The organism is Flavobacterium sp. UBA7680 (assembly GCF_002482975.1).
Lineage (GTDB): Bacteria > Bacteroidota > Bacteroidia > Flavobacteriales > Flavobacteriaceae > Flavobacterium.
On the sequence record NZ_DLHA01000019.1, the window covers coordinates 115,332 to 134,438 of the forward strand.

At 31.2% G+C, this 19,107-nt stretch carries 15 protein-coding genes; 3 read left to right on the forward strand and 12 right to left on the reverse strand.

From position 1 onward, the window contains the following. The 4 genes from B3C18_RS05495 to B3C18_RS05510 all read right to left on the reverse strand — a co-directional run bounded on the left by B3C18_RS05495 (position 1) and on the right by B3C18_RS05510 (position 8,785). Positions 1-810: an oxidoreductase gene (locus B3C18_RS05495; protein ID WP_291143639.1), complete on the reverse strand. Its 810-nt coding sequence runs from the start codon at positions 808-810 to the stop codon at positions 1-3. Positions 811-919: 109 nt separating this feature from the next. Next, the gene (locus tag B3C18_RS05500) at positions 920-4,897 is read right to left on the reverse strand and encodes a WG repeat-containing protein (protein WP_291143642.1); all 3,978 of its coding nucleotides are present in this window, start codon (positions 4,895-4,897) and stop codon (positions 920-922) included. A gap of 39 nt (positions 4,898-4,936) precedes the next feature. Then, positions 4,937-6,166: a hypothetical protein gene (locus B3C18_RS05505; RefSeq protein WP_291143646.1), complete on the reverse strand. Its 1,230-nt coding sequence runs from the start codon at positions 6,164-6,166 to the stop codon at positions 4,937-4,939. A 243-nt stretch (positions 6,167-6,409) separates the two neighbouring features. After that, the gene (locus B3C18_RS05510; protein ID WP_291143649.1) at positions 6,410-8,785 is read right to left on the reverse strand and encodes an outer membrane beta-barrel protein; all 2,376 of its coding nucleotides are present in this window, start codon (positions 8,783-8,785) and stop codon (positions 6,410-6,412) included. Between the two features lie 59 nt (positions 8,786-8,844). Between B3C18_RS05510 and B3C18_RS05515 the strand changes: the two genes are divergently transcribed. The 3 genes from B3C18_RS05515 (at position 8,845) to B3C18_RS05525 (ending at position 11,884) form a co-directional block, all read left to right on the forward strand. Beyond that, the gene (locus tag B3C18_RS05515) at positions 8,845-10,569 is read left to right on the forward strand and encodes a histidine kinase (RefSeq protein WP_291143651.1); all 1,725 of its coding nucleotides are present in this window, start codon (positions 8,845-8,847) and stop codon (positions 10,567-10,569) included. Beyond that, the gene (locus B3C18_RS05520) at positions 10,566-11,261 is read left to right on the forward strand and encodes a LytR/AlgR family response regulator transcription factor (protein ID WP_291143654.1); all 696 of its coding nucleotides are present in this window, start codon (positions 10,566-10,568) and stop codon (positions 11,259-11,261) included. The genes B3C18_RS05515 and B3C18_RS05520 overlap by 4 nt, the downstream gene beginning before the upstream one ends. Before the next feature lie 215 nt (positions 11,262-11,476). After that, positions 11,477-11,884: a helix-turn-helix transcriptional regulator gene (locus tag B3C18_RS05525; RefSeq protein WP_291143657.1), complete on the forward strand. Its 408-nt coding sequence runs from the start codon at positions 11,477-11,479 to the stop codon at positions 11,882-11,884. 58 nt (positions 11,885-11,942) lie between these two features. On the opposite strand, the gene B3C18_RS05530 is transcribed toward B3C18_RS05525, so the two are convergent. From B3C18_RS05530 to B3C18_RS05565, 8 genes are all read right to left on the reverse strand, one after another. Next, positions 11,943-12,476, reverse strand: coding sequence for a hypothetical protein (locus tag B3C18_RS05530; RefSeq protein ID WP_291143659.1), 534 nt, complete (start codon positions 12,474-12,476; stop codon positions 11,943-11,945). Between the two features lie 62 nt (positions 12,477-12,538). Further along, positions 12,539-13,696, reverse strand: coding sequence for a hypothetical protein (locus tag B3C18_RS05535; RefSeq protein ID WP_291143662.1), 1,158 nt, complete (start codon positions 13,694-13,696; stop codon positions 12,539-12,541). 196 nt (positions 13,697-13,892) lie between these two features. Continuing rightward, the gene (locus tag B3C18_RS05540; protein ID WP_291143665.1) at positions 13,893-14,576 is read right to left on the reverse strand and encodes a hypothetical protein; all 684 of its coding nucleotides are present in this window, start codon (positions 14,574-14,576) and stop codon (positions 13,893-13,895) included. Positions 14,577-14,894: 318 nt separating this feature from the next. Continuing rightward, positions 14,895-15,272 (reverse strand): DUF4440 domain-containing protein, encoded by a 378-nt coding sequence (locus B3C18_RS05545; protein WP_291143668.1) that lies wholly within the window; start codon positions 15,270-15,272, stop codon positions 14,895-14,897. A 53-nt stretch (positions 15,273-15,325) separates the two neighbouring features. Further along, complete coding sequence (locus B3C18_RS05550) at positions 15,326-15,838, reverse strand: PRC-barrel domain-containing protein (protein ID WP_291143671.1); 513 nt, start codon at positions 15,836-15,838, stop codon at positions 15,326-15,328. Positions 15,839-15,966: 128 nt separating this feature from the next. Continuing rightward, entirely contained in the window at positions 15,967-16,122 is a 156-nt protein-coding gene (locus tag B3C18_RS05555) for a hypothetical protein (RefSeq protein ID WP_291143674.1), read from the reverse strand. Between the two features lie 234 nt (positions 16,123-16,356). Then, a complete protein-coding gene (locus B3C18_RS05560; RefSeq protein ID WP_291143677.1) occupies positions 16,357-18,570 on the reverse strand; it encodes a hypothetical protein in 2,214 nt (737 codons plus the stop codon). A gap of 24 nt (positions 18,571-18,594) precedes the next feature. Beyond that, positions 18,595-18,993 (reverse strand): aegerolysin family protein, encoded by a 399-nt coding sequence (locus B3C18_RS05565; protein ID WP_291143680.1) that lies wholly within the window; start codon positions 18,991-18,993, stop codon positions 18,595-18,597. Between the last annotated feature and the right edge of the window lie 114 nt (positions 18,994-19,107).

Here is a 19,107-nt window from a genome sequence, read left to right on the forward strand (position 1 = left end):
TTATTTCATTTGACTCATCACTAATTTATCAAATAATTTATCCGATACCATTTTTCTAATAAATAAAAATGGTTTTGCATTACTTGCAATATAACGCGTTTTTGGTGATTTTGATTCTATACCTTTTGCAATTAATTTTGCAATTTCTACAGCTTCAATCGCTTTCTCTTTTTGAGCGGCATACGATTTTGCGACTGCATTTGCTAAATTTTTGTATACTGTTTTCCCGGAAATACGTATTAAATCGGCAGTTCCATTCTCGATCATTTCTGATTTTGTTCCGCCCGGTTCAATAACGATTACATCTATACCAAATTGTTTTACTTCGTTACGCAGGCAGTCACTCAGTCCCTCAATAGCAAACTTACTTGCATGATACCAACTTCCCAGCGGGAGCCCGACTTTACCACCAATGGAAGAAATATTTACGATTTTCCCAAATTTATTTTTTCGCATTTCAGGCAGTACCAATTGTATTAAACGTGCAGCGCCAAAAAGGTTAATTTCCATTTGATTTTTTGCTTCTGCTATCGACACATCTTCTAATGCACCATAAGATCCCAAACCGGCATTATTTATTAAGATATCAATCCGAGAATCCTGATTCAAAATAGTACTTACGCATGACAAGATACTGTTGTCGTCTGTTACATCCAAAGCAATTGCTTTCACGCCGTATTCTTGTAAATCATGCAGGAGTTCTACTCTTCGTGCTGCACCATATACTTTGTATCCTCTTTGTGCTAAATAAATAGCTGTAGCTCTGCCTATTCCTGCTGAAGCTCCTGTTACCAAAACTGTTTTTACCATTTTTTAATTATTTCAAATTAATCATAATGTAAAAGTATGGGAACAAAAAACGACTGCATTTGTCATTTGGCAAATGCAGTCGTTTTTATTTTCAGTAAAGTTTATTATATTATCTTGAATGTCTTTCTTCTAATATAATATTCTGAGGCGTAATTACAAATTCGGCATCTTCTATATCGCAATCAAAATACTTATTATTGTAATTATAATATATTCTATCTGTAAATTTAAATGGCAAAACTATATTGTTATTAAAATCTATAATACCATACTTGTCATCTTTAAAGGCGTGAATATATCTTAAATCACTAATTTCTTTGATTGCATCATATTCATTCGGGATTATTGTATTTCCTTTTTGATCGATCATCCCCACTTTATTATCCTGATTTTTGGTAAGAATACAATAAAATTTAGAATTATAATTTTCCTTGCTGTCGTACTCTAATGTTTTAATTTCTGTAAAACCATCAGATATAATTTTTCCATTATCATCAATGAGATATTGCTTGTTGTCTTTTTGAATTATAAACAAATTATCAATTTCTATTTTTTGAACATTAGGATATTTATAATCGAAAATTAAATTCCCTTTATTATCTAAAATCCCTTGTTTGCCATCTTTAAAAATTTCGAAGTAATCCAGTTTATAATTTTCACGAAGAGAATCACATTTCACCTTAAACTTATAAAGGCCTGTACGGTCAAAAACAATTGAATAGTCCTTTTTTCTGGCAATTATCACACTCGTAATTATTTTACTGCCTATTTGAATATGATCAAAATCTGTTTCTAAAATTGGATTTAACTGGTTGTCTAAAAGCCCATATCTGCCTTTTTCTTTAACGATTATATTAAATGTTCTGGCCGAAAGGAGTCTTTCATCATCACGGTTACCTTTAGTTTCAAACAAATTCACCCATAGCAATTGATCGTATTTAATATCTAACAAAACTTGGCCTTTGGTGTCTAATATTCCTTTTTTACCGTTTTTTTCTGCTTCCAGAAAAAAATAATTATAATTCCAGGTTCTGTTTTCTATATAACTGATGGTATCACAAACAAATGGATATAATACTTTATTTTCAAAAGTTACTAAACCGTATTTATTATCTCTTTTAGTAATCAATGGATTTGCCCATGTTTTGATGTTGCTATAGCCATACTTTCTGTGATCGATTCGCTCATCATCAGAGTTATAACTTTCGTCTGCTATAATAGTTCCACTGCTGTTTATGAGTTGTACTCTTCTTTCTTTTTTTCCTGATTTTTCATCAGTGTAATATAAATTAGTGAAGATATTCCGAGTATAATCTCCATCCATTGAAACGCTTTTTGTTTTCAATACTATTTTACCTGCTTTTAAATCAAACATTTGAACAGAATCATTTGATTTAAAAAGCAGCAACCCTTTTGGGTTTCGAATGTAATACCATTTATAGCCTTTTTCTATTTTTTGAGTGGCAATTTTTCTCCCGCTTAAAGAAATATAATCGATGATATCATATTCTGAATCTGATTTATCAGTACACGCGAAGATATAGCTAATTTCTTCGGCTGTAAATTCATTATTTGGATAATGCAAACCAATTTCTGACTTGCTTATTGGCCTAATATCATCATACTTTTCTGCTTCTACAACTACATTTCCTTCAAAATCAATCAAACCGTTTCGCTCGGATTTTGTGCTTAAATAATATTTAAACAACGTTTTGGGTTGTGGAACATAATTTAAAAACAAAACTTTTGGAAAAGCTGCTTTTGATTTTTCTCCTATTTTATTGATAATTCCCATTTTATTATTCTCCTCGTACAAAGAATATCCATTCCATTGTGCAATGACGGCTTTTGTTCTTTTGGTCACACTTTCTGAAAGATAAATTTGATCTTCAAAAAACTGATCTTTTTTTAATAAATAGGTATCTGATTCTTTTATATAAATACTCTCTTTGAATTGTGAATCCAGAAATTCAGCTTTTGATAAGTCATAAAAACGAATTGTATCTTTTTCTTTAATTGATAACATTCTTTTGGAGTAACCTAAAAAACATTTAGAAAGTACTTCTTTATCAAACACATCTACAGCTTTTCCATTAGTAATTCTGATTAATGAAGCTACTGAAAACTCAAAATCTTGAAATCTTGAAAGAACAAAAAAATCATTAGAAGACAATCTCAAATGAGTCAGACTATATGGCTGTATTATAAATGGGTAAATTATTTTGTTTTCCTTGTTGAGAATACCGTATAATTCCTGATCATTCATGACTAAAAACAGCTCATCATTAATGGCTTGTACATCCTTATATACAGGAGGAATTATTTCTTTTTTGGTTGCGATATCATATATGCCTGTTTTAAGTCCATCATAAATTTTGTACAAATTATTTCTCAAACGATTTGTTCCTCTGTAGACAAACGGAATAAGTTCTTTTCCATTAAGATCCAGCAAACCTCCGCATTCATCGTTAGTTTGTATCAGGAATTTATCGCCATCCAGATAAATTTTTTTATAAATTGGCGGAATAATTTCTTTATTCTTTAAATCGGCAATACCATACAAACTGCCTTTTTTGATCATTTTTCTTTTAATTTCTCTATCATCATCACCGTCATAATCTAAATCTGAGTATTCAATAAAATTAGGATCCTTTCTTTTTCGATCTAATTCACGTTCTGCTTTACGTTCAGGATCATCCTCTTCTTCTTTTTTAGGTTGGGTTATATAATATTTTTTCTTCGTATAATTATATTGATAGATATACTGTTTTTCGTCAAGAAAAACTTTGGCGTTATTACCATCTCCTTCAATATAATCAAATTTCGGTTTGATTAATTCATTGTCTCGACCCAAAAAACCCCATTTTTTTCCTTTTTTAAAAATTAAAATTCTTGAAGAAAGATCAACTTCATCATATTCAGGTTCTAATCGTATATCGCCATAAATGTTTTTTACGCCATATTTGCCATTTTTAGAAAACACAAAAAAGGCCAGATTACTTCTTAAACCTTCAATACTATATCCTAAAGCTTTTGTTACAGGTTCATTGTAAATAAGGTTTTTCCATTCATTTTGATTCAGACAATTCAATAAAGATGAAATCGAATCGTAAACAGCCGGGAACAAATATTTTCTTTGTTTCAGGTTATAAATTCCTGTTTTATTATTCTTCTTTATAAAAAAATATTTTTCGTATTCTGATTCTTCTTTAATCCCGTTTTTAAGATTAAGAATGTAAGTGGCTAGTCGTAAATCTTCTGAATCAATATCCATTACAGTTTCAAAATCAGGATTTGGCTCAAGCACATTGGTTTTTACATTGTAAAAGAAACTCTGATTGTCCTTTCGAACCAAAACAAAATCAAAATCTTTGCTGTAATCAAACGGAACGCCTTTAATTTCAGAACAATTGTTTAAAACAATTTTGTTTTTCTCAATATCATACAACTGAAACTGGTTTTTATTGTTTTTTATGATAATGAAAGGATTAGTATAATCATAAATGATCTCAGTATTTGCAAGTAATAATTTCCCATTCAAATCATAAATAGCATATTGCGGTTCGTTAGACAACTCGCTGCTGTCAAATTGCTTGATATTAATGAGTCTGCTGTATGAACGAAATAGTATAGTATGATTCCCCAACGGAATAATTAATTTTCCCTCAGCATTACATAACCCGATTTTATTTGCTTTATGAACCAGGAAACCATTTTCATAACTATAGCCATTCATAAAATAGATTTTATCATAAACCGGCGGGATTACAAATTGTTTTTCAGTCGCATTATACACTCCATAATGTTCTAATAAGTCTGTTTTTATACTAACAATTCCAGAATTTTTGTTATAGTTTTGGTTCTGTACAAACTTCAAGTTTTGAATGTCCAAAATATGTTCTTTCCATATATTTACATTAGTATTTTCAAGTGTTTCTTTGTCTTGTATTTTTTCAAAACTTGCTAATGATTCCTTAATTTTTCCTTCATTAAAAAATTGCATTGCTTGTTTTCTCAAAGCTTCGCTGTTTTGAGAAAAACCAATTAAAGGTATTAAGACAAGTATGGCTAGTAGTATTTTTTTCATGCAGTTCTAATAAAGTATTATCGTTTTTTTTTGAAATTTTCACTTGATCTTTTGTTGTTCAATTTCATCCATGATTTGATCTATTTTTGTTTTAATCCATTCAATAGAAACATAATATCCATCGCCTTTAATGACTTTCACAGCTACTTTATTATTTTCCCAGTCCAAAATATAAAGTCCTGTTTTATCCAATCTTTTATTTTCAATTCCAATAAAATCATTTTGAAAATCGATATATAACGGTACCGAATTTTGATAATAAACAGTTAAAGTAAAAACACCTATATGCTCAGTATCTTTAGGATAATTTTCATATCTAACTTTATAAATTTCATTTCCCTTTTTTGATATAGTTATGGTTTCTTTATCAGAAAGAGTTCTTCCTAACTTATTTTTCGGCTTGAAACTTTTAATTTTTAAAGATTTGTAAGTATCAACTTCCTCAATAAATTGATTTGTCTGCTGAATTTCAGCATCATTGAATAAACTAACCATTGGGTCACCCCAAGTATCATATATTACATAACGAAATTTACCATCCACTTTTACCAATGCTATAGCCATTGTAGAATATCTGTCTCCTTTATCATAATATAGCAACTTGTAATTTTTGATGTTATTCTCGGCCATACAAAATGCAACGATTGGTGTTTCATCAGTATAATTTGTTTTTTTCCAATCAAAAATAAAATGGTTTAAACTGCCATGATTTTTATAAAATTTTTCAATTTCGGCTCTTTTGGCAATAATCAGGTCACGATAGATTACATTATTTTTATCTTGTGTTAAATTACCGCTGCTTTTTAGCAGGCAGAACATTTTATCTTTTTTATAGTAATAATATAACCCCAAATCTTTGTTTGGTTCACTATTTCCCGAACATTCACCGCTTTTGGTAATTTTTTCGAGATAAAAACAAATGTAATTTTTGTCTATAATTTTGTATTTACCTTTACTATCAGTAAAACAATCATTTCCACATTCTGCACTGTAAAAACTTGTAAAAGTTTGATCCGGATTTAATGTAATATGGTTTCCAATATTATAGCCATCAGGACTTTGAGGAAATAAAAAATATTCTTTTGTTTCGTCTGACAATAATAATTCGTTAGCTCCCCAAGTTCCTCTTAAATCTGTTATTGACGAATCATGTTTGACCTCATTAAAGCTCTTATAAAAGGACTTATAATCAGAGTTTTCAGGATTATTTTGTTTTTGTGTACAGCTAATAATCAAACCTGTCAGAAGTAGTAAAAGAATATTTTTCATGAATTTTTTTTAGTCATCCTTTTTTACCTTGGATAATCCAAAGTGTGCAAAACCTTTTTATGTTATAAGAAGTAAAAAAACAATAATTATTCCATTCCATTAACAATGAAATAAAAATCTTTAAAGAAAATTTCTTCTTATAAATATATAGATGTACGAAATTGAAGAAAGGTTGGGAAGGATATAAAAAATAATGTTTTTACCAGACTGTTCAAGGTTCGCTCATAAATTAAAAGTCATCCATTAATTACGATTAGCACTACTCGCCTGTCTGATTGCTTTTGGATCTGTTAAATTAAAACGATACACAAAACTAAGTCGGTAGCGGGCGGCATTTGGAATACTGTTTTCGGTAATATAATAATCTGTACCGGTTGTTGTGCTTTTATTTTGGCGTAAGTCAAAAGCATTTGAAACATCAAATACAATGGTAGCTTTATCTTTTAATAAAATTTTGCTTAAACCAAAATCAAGCGATTGCAATGCATCATTTCGTGTTTGTGCATTTTGCTGTGCACCTCGAAAATTATAACGCCCCTGAAAACTGAATTTTGACGGCAGTTTAACCTGAGTGCTTAAACGTCCGGTAAAAGTTTTTCCGCTATAATCAAGGTTTTCTTCCTGATAACTTCCTTTTTGGGTGAAATGATAAAAATTCATTTCTAAATTGACCTGAAGCCATTTTAACGGATTATATAAGGTCGAAAGTTCTATACCGCTTCGTATTTCATGCTGAATATTGATAGGCGTTGTAAAAAATATATCATTTTCACGATACGTAAAATCCTGAATATAACCACTCTCCCATTGATAATAAACAGAAGGATTCAGCGTAAGCTTTTTCCATGCTTTAAGGAAACCCAATTCAAACACATCAGAATAGGAAGGATTTAGATCTGGATTCCCAATATATTGCGCATTCAAATCGGTCAGTTCGTTAAAAGGATACAAAGCATATAACGGCGGACGGTTAATTCGTTTGCTGTAATTTAACTGCAAAGTCGATCCTTCAAACTTATAACTTAAATTAACGGTTGGAAATAATCGGTTGTATTTTTTATCATCGTTATAAGTGTTTTTAATATCTGTAATAGCAATTTTGGTGAATTCTGTACGAAGCCCGAACATATAATTAAATCTCCTAAACTTGTTGCTATATTGCGCATAAGCACTTGAAATGGTCTCGGTATAATTGAGATCATTGTCAATATTTTGGTAAATCGTCCAAATATTTCCTTCTTGCTGCTCTGCCAAAAACTGACTGGAAACTTTACGAATTTCTGTCTTCACACCCATTTCAAATACAGAAACAGAATCAATTGGCTGAACAAAATCACTCTGCATAAGTAAATCTTTACTGCTTCCTATTGAGTTGGTTCTAATGCCGGGATAGGCAAGCGTTTCCGGATATATACGCTGTGTTGAAAGGTCCCATTTTTTATCGCTGTTCCACCAATCATACTGAACATCGATAGTCCATTTTTTTGAAGGCTTTTTAAAAGTCTGGGTATAATTAAACTCAAATTGGTTGTAATCTCTTTTTTCTAATGATTTTCCTTCTCTTGTTAAAACACTGTCTTGTGTATGGTTTGCATTGCTGTAATCATATAACAAACGGGTTTTATCATCATCTTTCGTGGCATTTTTTAAAAATGCTGCGGTAATAGTACGATGTTCATCAATATAATAATCAGCACCCAAATAAATCAATTTTCCATCGTCGTGGCGATCCTCATTCTGTACGTGATTAAGATAGTTTGGAGCACCGTTATTTATAGTCGACTGATTCGTAGTATATAAACCAACGTAATCAGAAGAACGTATACCAAAATTGGAAAAGATATTAATTTTATCCGATTTAAAATTGATGCTTGGATTAAGACGACTGTCATTTGGTGATCCGGCAACTAATCTAACCTGACCGCTAAAACCGCTTTTTTTGTTTTTCTTTAATATAATATTGATAATTCCTGCCGAACCCGAAGCATCATATCGGGACGAAGGATTCGTTATTACTTCGACACGTTCAATTTGGTCGGCAGCGATTTGATCGAGTGAATTGCTTTGTGTTAAACCAGACTGACGCCCGTTAATTAATACCAATACGCTGCTGTTTCCACGAAGGCTTATTCCACCCGTTGGACTAACAGTTACCGAAGGAACTCCGTTTAAAACATCGTGAGCAGAGCCATTCTGCGAAAGCACATCTTTACCCACTTCAAAAACTTTTTTATCAAGTTTTAAGCTCACGCTGGATTTTTGTCCGGTTACTTCTACTGCATTTAATTGTACAGCATCGGTATTTAAAAGAATAGTTCCTAATTCTGTTTTGGGTTTTCCCGAAATGATTTCGAATGTTTGAATATAATTTTGATATCCGATATAACTAAAAGAAATGGTCATTTTACCGCTTGGCAGTTCTTCGAGATTAAACATTCCTTGATCATCTGTTACGCCAACTGCTATTGTTTTTGAGACATTATCTTGTATGGAAACTGTCACATACGGAATTGCTTCTTTAGTTGTATTGTCCTGAACTTTACCGGAAACAGCTGCTTTCTGCGCAAAGCTAAACATCGGAATAAATAAAATTAAAATACTGGTTATAAAGGTTTTCATGTTTATTGGTTTTGATGATACAAGATTACTTTATAAAATAAAATCTTACCTTTTAAAACATGCAAACGGCTCTAAGAGCTTTTGAAATGCATTTCGGTATTCGATATTTATTTTATCTTTATCTCATGTATCGATCGCCCTTTTTTATCGTTTTATTATTACTATTGTTTTCATCCTGTAAACAATATACTGAGTATGTTAAATCTGATGTAACCTATTATGTTGATGATGAAAATCGTCCTCATGATTATTTGGGCAAAGCCGACAACTCTGTTTTTAAAGTTCCAATAGATATCGAAATTCTTAAACGTGAAAATAAATCTACCCCGTTAGGTTTACAGGTAACTGCTTTTGGTTCTTTTGATGTTTATTGGGATGGTGTTTTTGTGGGAAGTAATGGTAAAATGGCAAAATCAGGTCAGCCTGAAATTCCGGGAACTGAACTGACTTATTATCAAATACCCGAAAAATTGGCTAATACAGGCAAACACATTGTCACGGTAATTGGAACACAAACTAAAGTTCGAGAAGCAAATCGCAGCATTGGCTTAAAATTGGAGAGTTTTTTAAGACTTCATCGTGCCCCGCTTGTTGTTATGTCTTTTATGAATCTTATGGCGGGGGCTTTTTTAATTGCTTTTATTTATTATTTTTTTCTCTACATAAACAGTACTCGTAAAGAAGCAACCGTTTTACTTTTTGGAATAATCTGTCTGCTCTTTTTCTGCCTGCTTATTATAGAATACGTGAAATTTTATATAGATATTCCGTATACTCATTTTTATACCCGATTACAGATTGTTGGTTTGCTGACATTTATAATTTCTATACTGGTTCCCTGGTATTTTATGCTGCAGTTTGGGTTTAAAAGAAAGCGGTTGTTTTTATTTCTTTTGATAGTAACTCTTCTAACGATTTATATTGTCTACTATGGTCATTACGATTATACGGCCATCTATTTTAGTTATGCCATGTGCGCTGTCTCGCTAATTATTGCCATCGATGCGGCATACCGAAAAATTAAAGGCGGCTTAATAGTAGTGATGGGTTTATTGGCAAGTGTAATTGTAAATAAATATATATTTTATGATTTTGGATTGTTTATAGCATTTACGATTATTGTTCTGTCTATGCTTTATCTGCACACAATTCGTGCAAAAGCTCTTGAAGAAGCTCATAATGCATCGTTATTGCTTTCATCGAGATTACAGTTAGAACTCGTTAAGAAAAATATTCAGCCGCATTTTCTTCGTAATACCCTGACTTCGTTGATAGATTGGATAGAAGAATCTCCGCAGCAAGGTGTTGTATTTATTCGGGCATTGGCAGATGAATTTGATATTATGAATTCTATTGCCGAGGATACCTTGATTCCTATTAGGCAGGAAATTGAATTATGCCGAAAACATTTAGAAGTAATGTCTTTTCGGAAAGAAGTAAGTTATAAATGGGAAGAAAAAAATATTGATGCAAACGAAGAAATTCCGCCTGCGGTTCTTCATACTATTATAGAAAACGGAATCACACACAGTTTGCCTCCAAAACAAGGCAGTATTACTTTTAGTTTAAGTTTTACCAGAGAAAAACAATACAAACAATACAAACAATATACCTTGTTAACCGTGGCAAAAAACCGAAATAGAAAGAAAGAAAACAGTAACGGAACAGGTTTTAAATACATAAAAGCCAGATTAAATGAAAGTTATGGCAGTAATTGGGAATTTGATTCTTTTGCTGTAGAAGAAGGATGGTGTACAACAATTAAAATTTTTAATAAAAAATGAAAATTCTAATTATTGAAGACGAAGCCCGAATTGCCAAAAGAATCGAAAGAATGACCCGTGATTTTTTTGATAAAGAGGTGCAGATTTTACTTAGTGATTCGGTTGAAAATGGATTAAACACAATCGAAAAACAATCTATTGATTTACTGCTTCTCGATTTGAATTTGAATGGTGAGGACGGATTTGAAGTGCTGCAGACGGTTGTCGCTAAATCTTTTCAAACCATTATTATTTCGGCTTATACGGATAAAGCGATTATGGCATTCAATTATGGCGTTTTGGATTTTGTACCTAAACCATTTGATGCAAACAGATTGGCTCAGGCCTTTACACGTTTTTCAACACCAGAAAAAACAAATAGTCAGGATATTCAGTTTTTAGCCGTAAAAAAGGGAAAAACTATTAAACTCATCACTATTAAAGATATAAGATACATAAAAGGCGCAGGAATTTATACCGAATTACATTTAGTAAATGGCCGTGTAGAATTACATGATAAATCTATGGAATCATTAGAAAAACTCCTCCCCGCAGATTTCGAGCGAATTCATAAATCTTATATTCTTTGCTGGCAGGAAGCAGATAAACTGATTGTAGAAGCCGGAGGAAAATATAATATGCTGCTTAAAAATGGTGAGTTATTACCTGTTGGTCGTTCAAAATATAAAGAAATCAGGCATAAATTGATTTAGTTTTTTGATAAAGTTTTTTCCTCTCTCAGCTTCTTTAGATTTTAATTTAGCTGCAACATATATTATACCAGAAAAACATTGAACTAAAATATAAATAGAAACGGTATAATATCTGACAAAATAGATGTATTATGGGATATTTTTTTATCTTTGAAACTCAGGATTTTTAATCCAAATGGCTTTATATTTGAGCCTTCAGAAAATTGATATTCATTATGGAACAAAAAATACATCAGGGAAGAAACGTAAAACGCTTTAGAGAAATGCTTAACATAAAGCAGGAAGCTTTAGCGTATGATCTTGGCGAAGAATGGAACCAAAAGAAAATTTCTTTACTGGAACAGAAAGATGTAATTGAAGATAATCTGTTGAAACAAATCTCTGCTGTTTTAAAAATTCCTGTTGAAGCTTTTCAGAATTTTGATGAAGAACAGGCTGTAAATATTATTGCTAACACTTTTCATGAAGGAGCAGTTGCTAACAATTCTGGATATATGAATTGTACTTTTAATCCGATTGATAAAATTGTACAAATTCATGAAGAAAAAATTGCGTTATATGAGCGTATGTTGAAAGAGAAAGATGAAATGATGGTGAGGCTTGAGAAATTGATTAATAGATAATTATTTATATATATAAAACAAAAAAAGAGACTTTAAAGTCTCTTTTTTTTAGGAGGCATCAACATCTTTGCCATATTGATATGAAATAAGTTTTTTTATAATCTTTTAGTTGAGTGATGCATTTCCAACCAATAATATCATCTAATATCTTAGTTAATGCTTTATTCCAAGCAATATCTTCTGGCTTTGGGTATATAAAACCGATAACATATTTTTCTCCTTCAAAATTTATAGAATCCAATTTTCTAAAATCTTTAAACAATCCTAGATTATTATTGCCAAAATAAAAATTTAAGTTTCTAGGTGTTTTTGCAGATTGACTTATCACTAAAGCTTTAAATTCTACCAATATTTTTTCCTTTGATTTCAGAGTAACCTGAAAATCTATATTATTGCCATTTCCGTTAGCTTTTTTTATTAAAAATTCTCTTTTGTAATCAATAATTTTTTTCTTTAAACATAATTCCTCCAAAATAAAAATCATTTCAGCTTTGAACCAACCTTCAATTCTTGAATCTACTTTCGAAAACAATTCAAGATAGTTTGACTTCGATTCAAAATGGTTTTTAATTTCTGATAATATTGTTTTCATCTAAAAGTTTTTCAAAATTAAAATGGGTGATTCCATAAACTACAATAAATCAAAAAGAAAATTTACAAATTTGCCAAATTATTATTTTTCATCTTTTCAAATTGGCTAATTGAATCATCTATTAACCATTTTAAAGAAACAAATTCAGTACAAGATCGAAAAAAATAATGGTCAGAAATCTTCAACATGCCTTCGGAATTTTCTTTATTTTGTGGTTTTATCGTAAAGATATATCGATCATTATCTGAATGGATGAAATCATAATTTTTAAAAGAGCAATAATTTTTTACTTCCTCAAAATCAATAATTATCAATATGACAAAATTACCGTCAAGAAAGTCTAAATAATCATTAGAATCTAAAAAACTTAAAGAAAAAGGATAATATCCTTGACCTGAAAATTTAAACTGATTTAAAGAAACCATTATGGGATTTTTTAATTGTTTAAAATTTCTTTCCATGAATCCTTCTTCAAATTCTCTCGAAACAAAATAATAAATTCCTTTTTCAACTTCAAAAATAGCGTTTTTAGTTTCTTTTGAAGATTGAATTAATTTATTTAATTCCTTAACATAATTTACTTCAACACTATTTACGTCAACACGTATTGTTTCTCCCTCAATCCCATATAAATTGTCAGTTTTATCGGTTTCGAAATACTTAACTATTTTATCCGCATTTTCTTTTTGTCTATGAATTCTTGAATTTTCGAATTTACTAGATTTAACTTCAATAAGATTAAAACCTCCAGGATAAACCACTGTTAAATCACAATATTTTAAAACACTAGTAATATCATTAAAAATTGCAATCCTTCCTTCCGAATAATTTTTTTTAAATACTTCTATTTCTTTTTTTAACCCTATCTTCTCTGAAATAAAACCGGCAGACTTTTTAAAGTTTTGTGGCTTAATATCCAATTTGTTAATAAAAGTAAAAGCTACTGCATCACCAATACTGCGATAAACCTCTATCAAAAACCTTATTTCTTCAAGTTTATTTTCTAAAGATTTAATTTTTGCTTTTATTTTAATAGATTCTTCTTTAGTTAATTTTTGAGAAGGATTTTTTCTGAGAATATTTAAATCGTTTTTTTCAGATTTTTTGTCTCGTATTCTATTTTCTAAGGATATGATTTTTTTTATGACATCTAATTGTACAAGTCTCCAAATTTCTGGATATAAATATGGTTCTTTACTAGCAAATTTTATCTGGTCCAAAAGCTTTTTTAAAGTGTTTCGATGGTATCTTATCATATCATTAATTATATTAATTTATCAGAATTGAATTTTACATTTCACTGTATAGCCCTTCTCTACAAAATGCACATTACAAATATTACCCCGATCGCGCGGATTTGTAATCCCTTCCCGCAAACTATGTGCATATTCAAGCTATTATATAAAAAAGATATTCTTACAATATAAACTCTGGGCCAAATTCGGTGAATTCTGCTATCTGTCCCTCATATGTATTTCGTGTGCTTCCTCCTTTTACTATTTTTTCTTGATGAACTACAGATCCAACACTAATATATATTGAAAACCCTATATCTGGTTTTTCCATAAAATCTTTTTTATTCTCTTTATTTAGTATAAAATTATTGTAATATAGACCTGAATCTTTGTTTATAACAGCCTTATTATATACTGTTATAGATTGTCCGCAACTTTGAGTATTAAAAATGAAATTTTCCAAATAGTTAATTGTATAATCTAATTCTCCTATAAATTGATTAATGTAAAAACCCATAAAAATCGGTTTTTCAATTTTATCGTAATATCTGATTTTAAAAGCCTTTTCTAATATTGCTACGAAAACGGGATCAAACTCTTGAGTTACGTCACTGTTAACTTTAGCCACCAGATTTTTGAGCTGTTCGAATCTGTCAAAATGATAATTATACCATTCTCTTTCCTGTAGATTAAAAACAATTATTGCTTTCAAATATTTTTCTACGGCTATGCTGGCAAGAGTCAACCCTTGAACGATATAATGGTTATTAAGTAAAAAGCGCGCCGCAATATAATCTCTGTATCCAAGATCAGTAAACGAATATCCAGTGGATAATTTTTCCATAAATGTAATTGATCTGTCCATAATTTCGTGTTTTTATAATTTATAAAATCAGTCATAACTATTAATGATCCAAAGATATTCAAGCAGTACGCAATTATTTTGCGCAGTTAAATAATACATTCAGATTTCTCAGTTCCGGGAAGGTTTTTGAGATCTCAAAACCATATTTCTGCAAGTCCTGACACGTTAATAACCAGCTCTTAAAGCCGATCGAAAAAGATATCTGTTTGTTCATGTATCAAATATACATAACTAGTTTTTTTGAATACACTTCAGTGCAGTCACAAAAAAACTCTAAATCAATGATTTAGAGTTTTTATTATTTCTTATGCTTAAAATTTATTGCTGGGACAATTCTGCCTCTGTATGCAATGCACAAACCCAATTGTCATTTTGTTTAATCCAGGTAGAAGTGCAGGCACATTTTGTGGGAGTTTTTTGTTTATCATCCGTTATTCCTAATTCTATTATATATCCTATAATCGCTGTATTTTCGGCAATTAACTTTGTTTCTACATTAGAAATATTCAATACTTTGATTTTGTCACCATCGCCAGATTCAAACATCTTTTTAAATTGAGATTCGTCTACACTTTGTACACCATTTTTACTGGCAATTATACAAGGAAACAGCGTAAGGTTTTTTACCGTTTCATACTCATGGTTTTCCATTCCCTGCCAATATTTTTTTTCTAGTTCAATAATTTGCGTTTCCATAATCAATCATCATTTATTAGTTAACAAGTTTATAGAAAATGTGAACAAAAGAGTTATTTGTTATCAAATTCTCTTCGGTTGTAAAAGCCGTCATCATCACTATAATATCCAGAGTCAGGATCATTCTCAGGATAATAGGACTTCATTACTTTTCTTTCATACTCCCTGTCAAAATTGTTTACACTGTTGTATCTGTTTGTATTTCTAAATGTATTGTAGCCAATACTGTTAGCCATGACAATTTTAGTGTCTTTATTGATACTTACAGATCCAATTGGTATAATAATATGGCTGTCTCCATCTTTATAAATAAGCTCTCTGTTATGGTCGCCGGCTATAACATCATGCACCTCGTTTCGGCTGTCTTCTATGAGCGCTTTATCTACTTTTACGTCAAGGTAAACCACGCGCTGCATGTCCTTATTTACCCAGAGGTTGTCAATTTTACCAATAGTGCGGTTGTCAGCATCTACTATTTTCCACCCTCTTACATCAGAATAATTAGATGCAATTTTATAATCAGATAATTCGTCGAGTCTATATAAATTTCTATGTTTATTTTCCATAATTTCTTTTTTAATTAATGTATATTTTTTCAGATTTCTGCCAAATTTAACTGCGTAACAATAGAGCTGGTAAATACCTGCGTATTCTGTGGGAGTTAAATTTTTTGAAAATTCATTAAACAACAGTCTTATTCTGCACTTGTAGTGTTTTCGATTTCTACGCTGTTGTCACTTTTAACCTGATGATCTACAAAATAGATGTAGTATATAATTGCACCAATTACCAATAGTACTGCAATCCAAGGCCATACTCTTTTCTTTTTCTCTATTTTTATCTCTGCCATAACTTTTATTTTTTGATTTTATAATAGTTTTATTATACTATTAAAGGTACAAATGACAAGAGACTGGAACGTATTAAATTTCAGCAGGATGTTACAAAATTTCCAGTAGAACTCTTTTACGGAATAGTTCAAAATATCAATTTCTTTTTTTGAAACTGAAAAGCCCATTTCATTAGAAATGGGCTTTTTTATACTTTCATTGGTTTGTTATTTTTAATTTAAAAACTTTATTTATTAACCAAAGATATTAAGGTTTTCACCATTTACAAGTCCTAAATATTGTTTTTTAATAGCTTTAGTGCTGTAATTTTTTTCTGGATTCCAGTCTGGATTCCAATTGCTGCTGCTAAAACTGTAAACGTTTAAATCCTTCATTGCTTCTATAGCATTAGCAATATGATTATCAATGTTTTTAATCGACGCAACATTGGTACTAATACTTTGTCCTTTCCATGATGAATCCGGGATATTTTTAGCTGCTTCAAACGGAATAGGGTAAAACGTTATATCTCCTTTTTTTAATACCCTTTTGGCTTTATCTACTTCGAGTTTAAGAGCTGTTACCGGATTCCTTGAAAACATCGCACCTTTATCATCAATTTGATTTAAAATCATTTGAGAAGGACCAAAAACATAAATATCTCCTGCAGGTGTTATAAAAGGAACTACTTTTAAAAAGGAACTAAAAGCACTATAATTTCTGGGTAAAAAAGAACAAGTTTTTAAATTATGCCAAACTCTTGTAAAATCATTGAAATGATCTGCGTTTTTAATTGAATCTTCAATAGATTTTCCTTTATGCAGTACTCCTAATCCTAATTCTGCACTACGCAAAAATTTAATTTCATTCCATTTTTCATAAATTTTCCGAGCGTCATAACCCAGACCACCTAATGCATTTTGTATAACAGCAGCATCATCAAAATTATCTCTGACATATCCGGCTTGAGCGCTAAAATTTTGTGCAAGTTGTACAAAATCAGCCATTTTAAACTCTTCATGTGAAGTCCCGGTGGCCTCGAGCATAAAATATGTTTTTGCTAAAGTAAGAAAGTCCTGAATCATACACTGCTTTTTAATGATTTCTAGTGTAGAGCTTATATTATCTATTTGGTTTAAATAACCGGTAGCCATCCAAGGAAACAAGTCTGCCCAGTTAGCAATCCAGACACCAAGCACAGTAAAGCCACTATTGTCAGTTGTTTCTATTTCGGCAGCGCTGGTTTCTAAATGTTCTTCTATTTCAAAACCGGTGTTAAACTGAACATCACCTGCCAGTACATCTAAATCATTGATAGCAATACCATCCTGAAGTTCCATAACATTTTGAGGGTTTGCATTTTCTTCTGAAAGACTTAAGAATTCTTTCAATGTTAATTGTGAACCTTCCGCTTTTGCTTTTTCATAAGCGGCTGCCTTTGCAAATGCTTCCAACCCCTTTAAATCTTTTATTTCTTTTATTCTGTCAGTAATTTTTGGCTCTCTCTCAGGGGCTTTAAATTCTGGTACTTTTGGGGGATCGTTAACCGTACCAATTTCAGGTGCTTTTTCTAATAATTCGATTGAGCTAATCTCACTAAAAGCCTTGCCTTTTACTAGTTTACTCCATTCCTCTACTTGTGACTCCACGCAATTTCCTATATGCCATGTCTTAGTTTGTACAGTAACCTTTGATTCTCTGTTTGTATTGCTTCCATCATAGGCCGCTTCGACCGTTACGGCTTTGCCAAGTCCTGCGTATGTAAAATTACCTTTAGTGCCATATTTCCAACTGTTTTCTGTTGATTCATTATTCATAGTTAAAGAAACGGTTCCAATTCCTCCCCAAACTGCACCTACTACAATTCCATCGCCATAATTATTAAAAAAAAGCTGAACAGAACTTACCCATTCTTTAACCAGTGAAACAATTTTAGGATCTGGTTCCTTTTCTTTTAGAATTTCTAAAAGACGATCGGCCGTTCCTATTTTTACCATTATTTTATTGTACTTATCCAGTGAGTCTAATGCGCCATCCTTTGGTCCTCCCTTCAAAGAATTAATTAAATCTTCTACATTTAATTGCTCAAAATCTATGTACTCAACACCCGATATCATTTGTACATTAAAATTAACCTTTACTTCCTTGCTAAGCTCAGCAATTGAATTGCCTGTATGTGCTGACAATCCTGAATTAATCCTTGCTAATCCTGAAAGTCCGTATGAACCTGAAACTCCTGCAAAACCCTGATTTAAAGAATCGTCGTACACATACGAACTAGCTCCCGTCATACTTTTTTGTACATCTTGGTCTTTAATCATTACTGTAATACCTACATCTTTATTATTAACTTTTCTTGTTGTTATTATTGGCGCCTGAAAACGCCCCGTAGCACCTCTTATAACACTTCCAATCCTCACCGCAAAAAAAGGATTGTTTACACCATTTGTAGTTTTAGTATTTTTCATAATATTATTTTGTATTACGTTTATTTATTTCTTGATTAATATAAGGGTAACCACACCTATACCTCCTGACCTACTACCTCCTGACATTTTAGTGTAATAAATCTCCTCATCGGCAACTTGTGCCAAATTAAAACTATTCTTTTTCAACCATGGACAATCCCATTTAAATCTACCTACTTTGATATCTCCATGATACAAGTCGATATGGCCTGTTGTACCTTCAGCCGCACCATCCCTACCTGATGAAAAAATCCAGCCAACTTCGCCAGACTTTATTGTTATTCCATTTATATCAGATGGGCTAATCACCGCATTTTGATTTTCTGCTCTGTGAAACTTACCCGGCTTTATTGTTGCATTTCTCACGGTTAAGGTCATGTTTTCTGATACAATTTTAATTGCGATCCATTGTGCGTGTGCCATAATATTTCTAAATTTAGTTCCTACTTCTTGGCCTTTCGGATATTGCCACGTTTATTAAAGTGGGGTCTACTCCACTGTATTAAATTATAATTATTAATACTTTCTCTTAAAAAA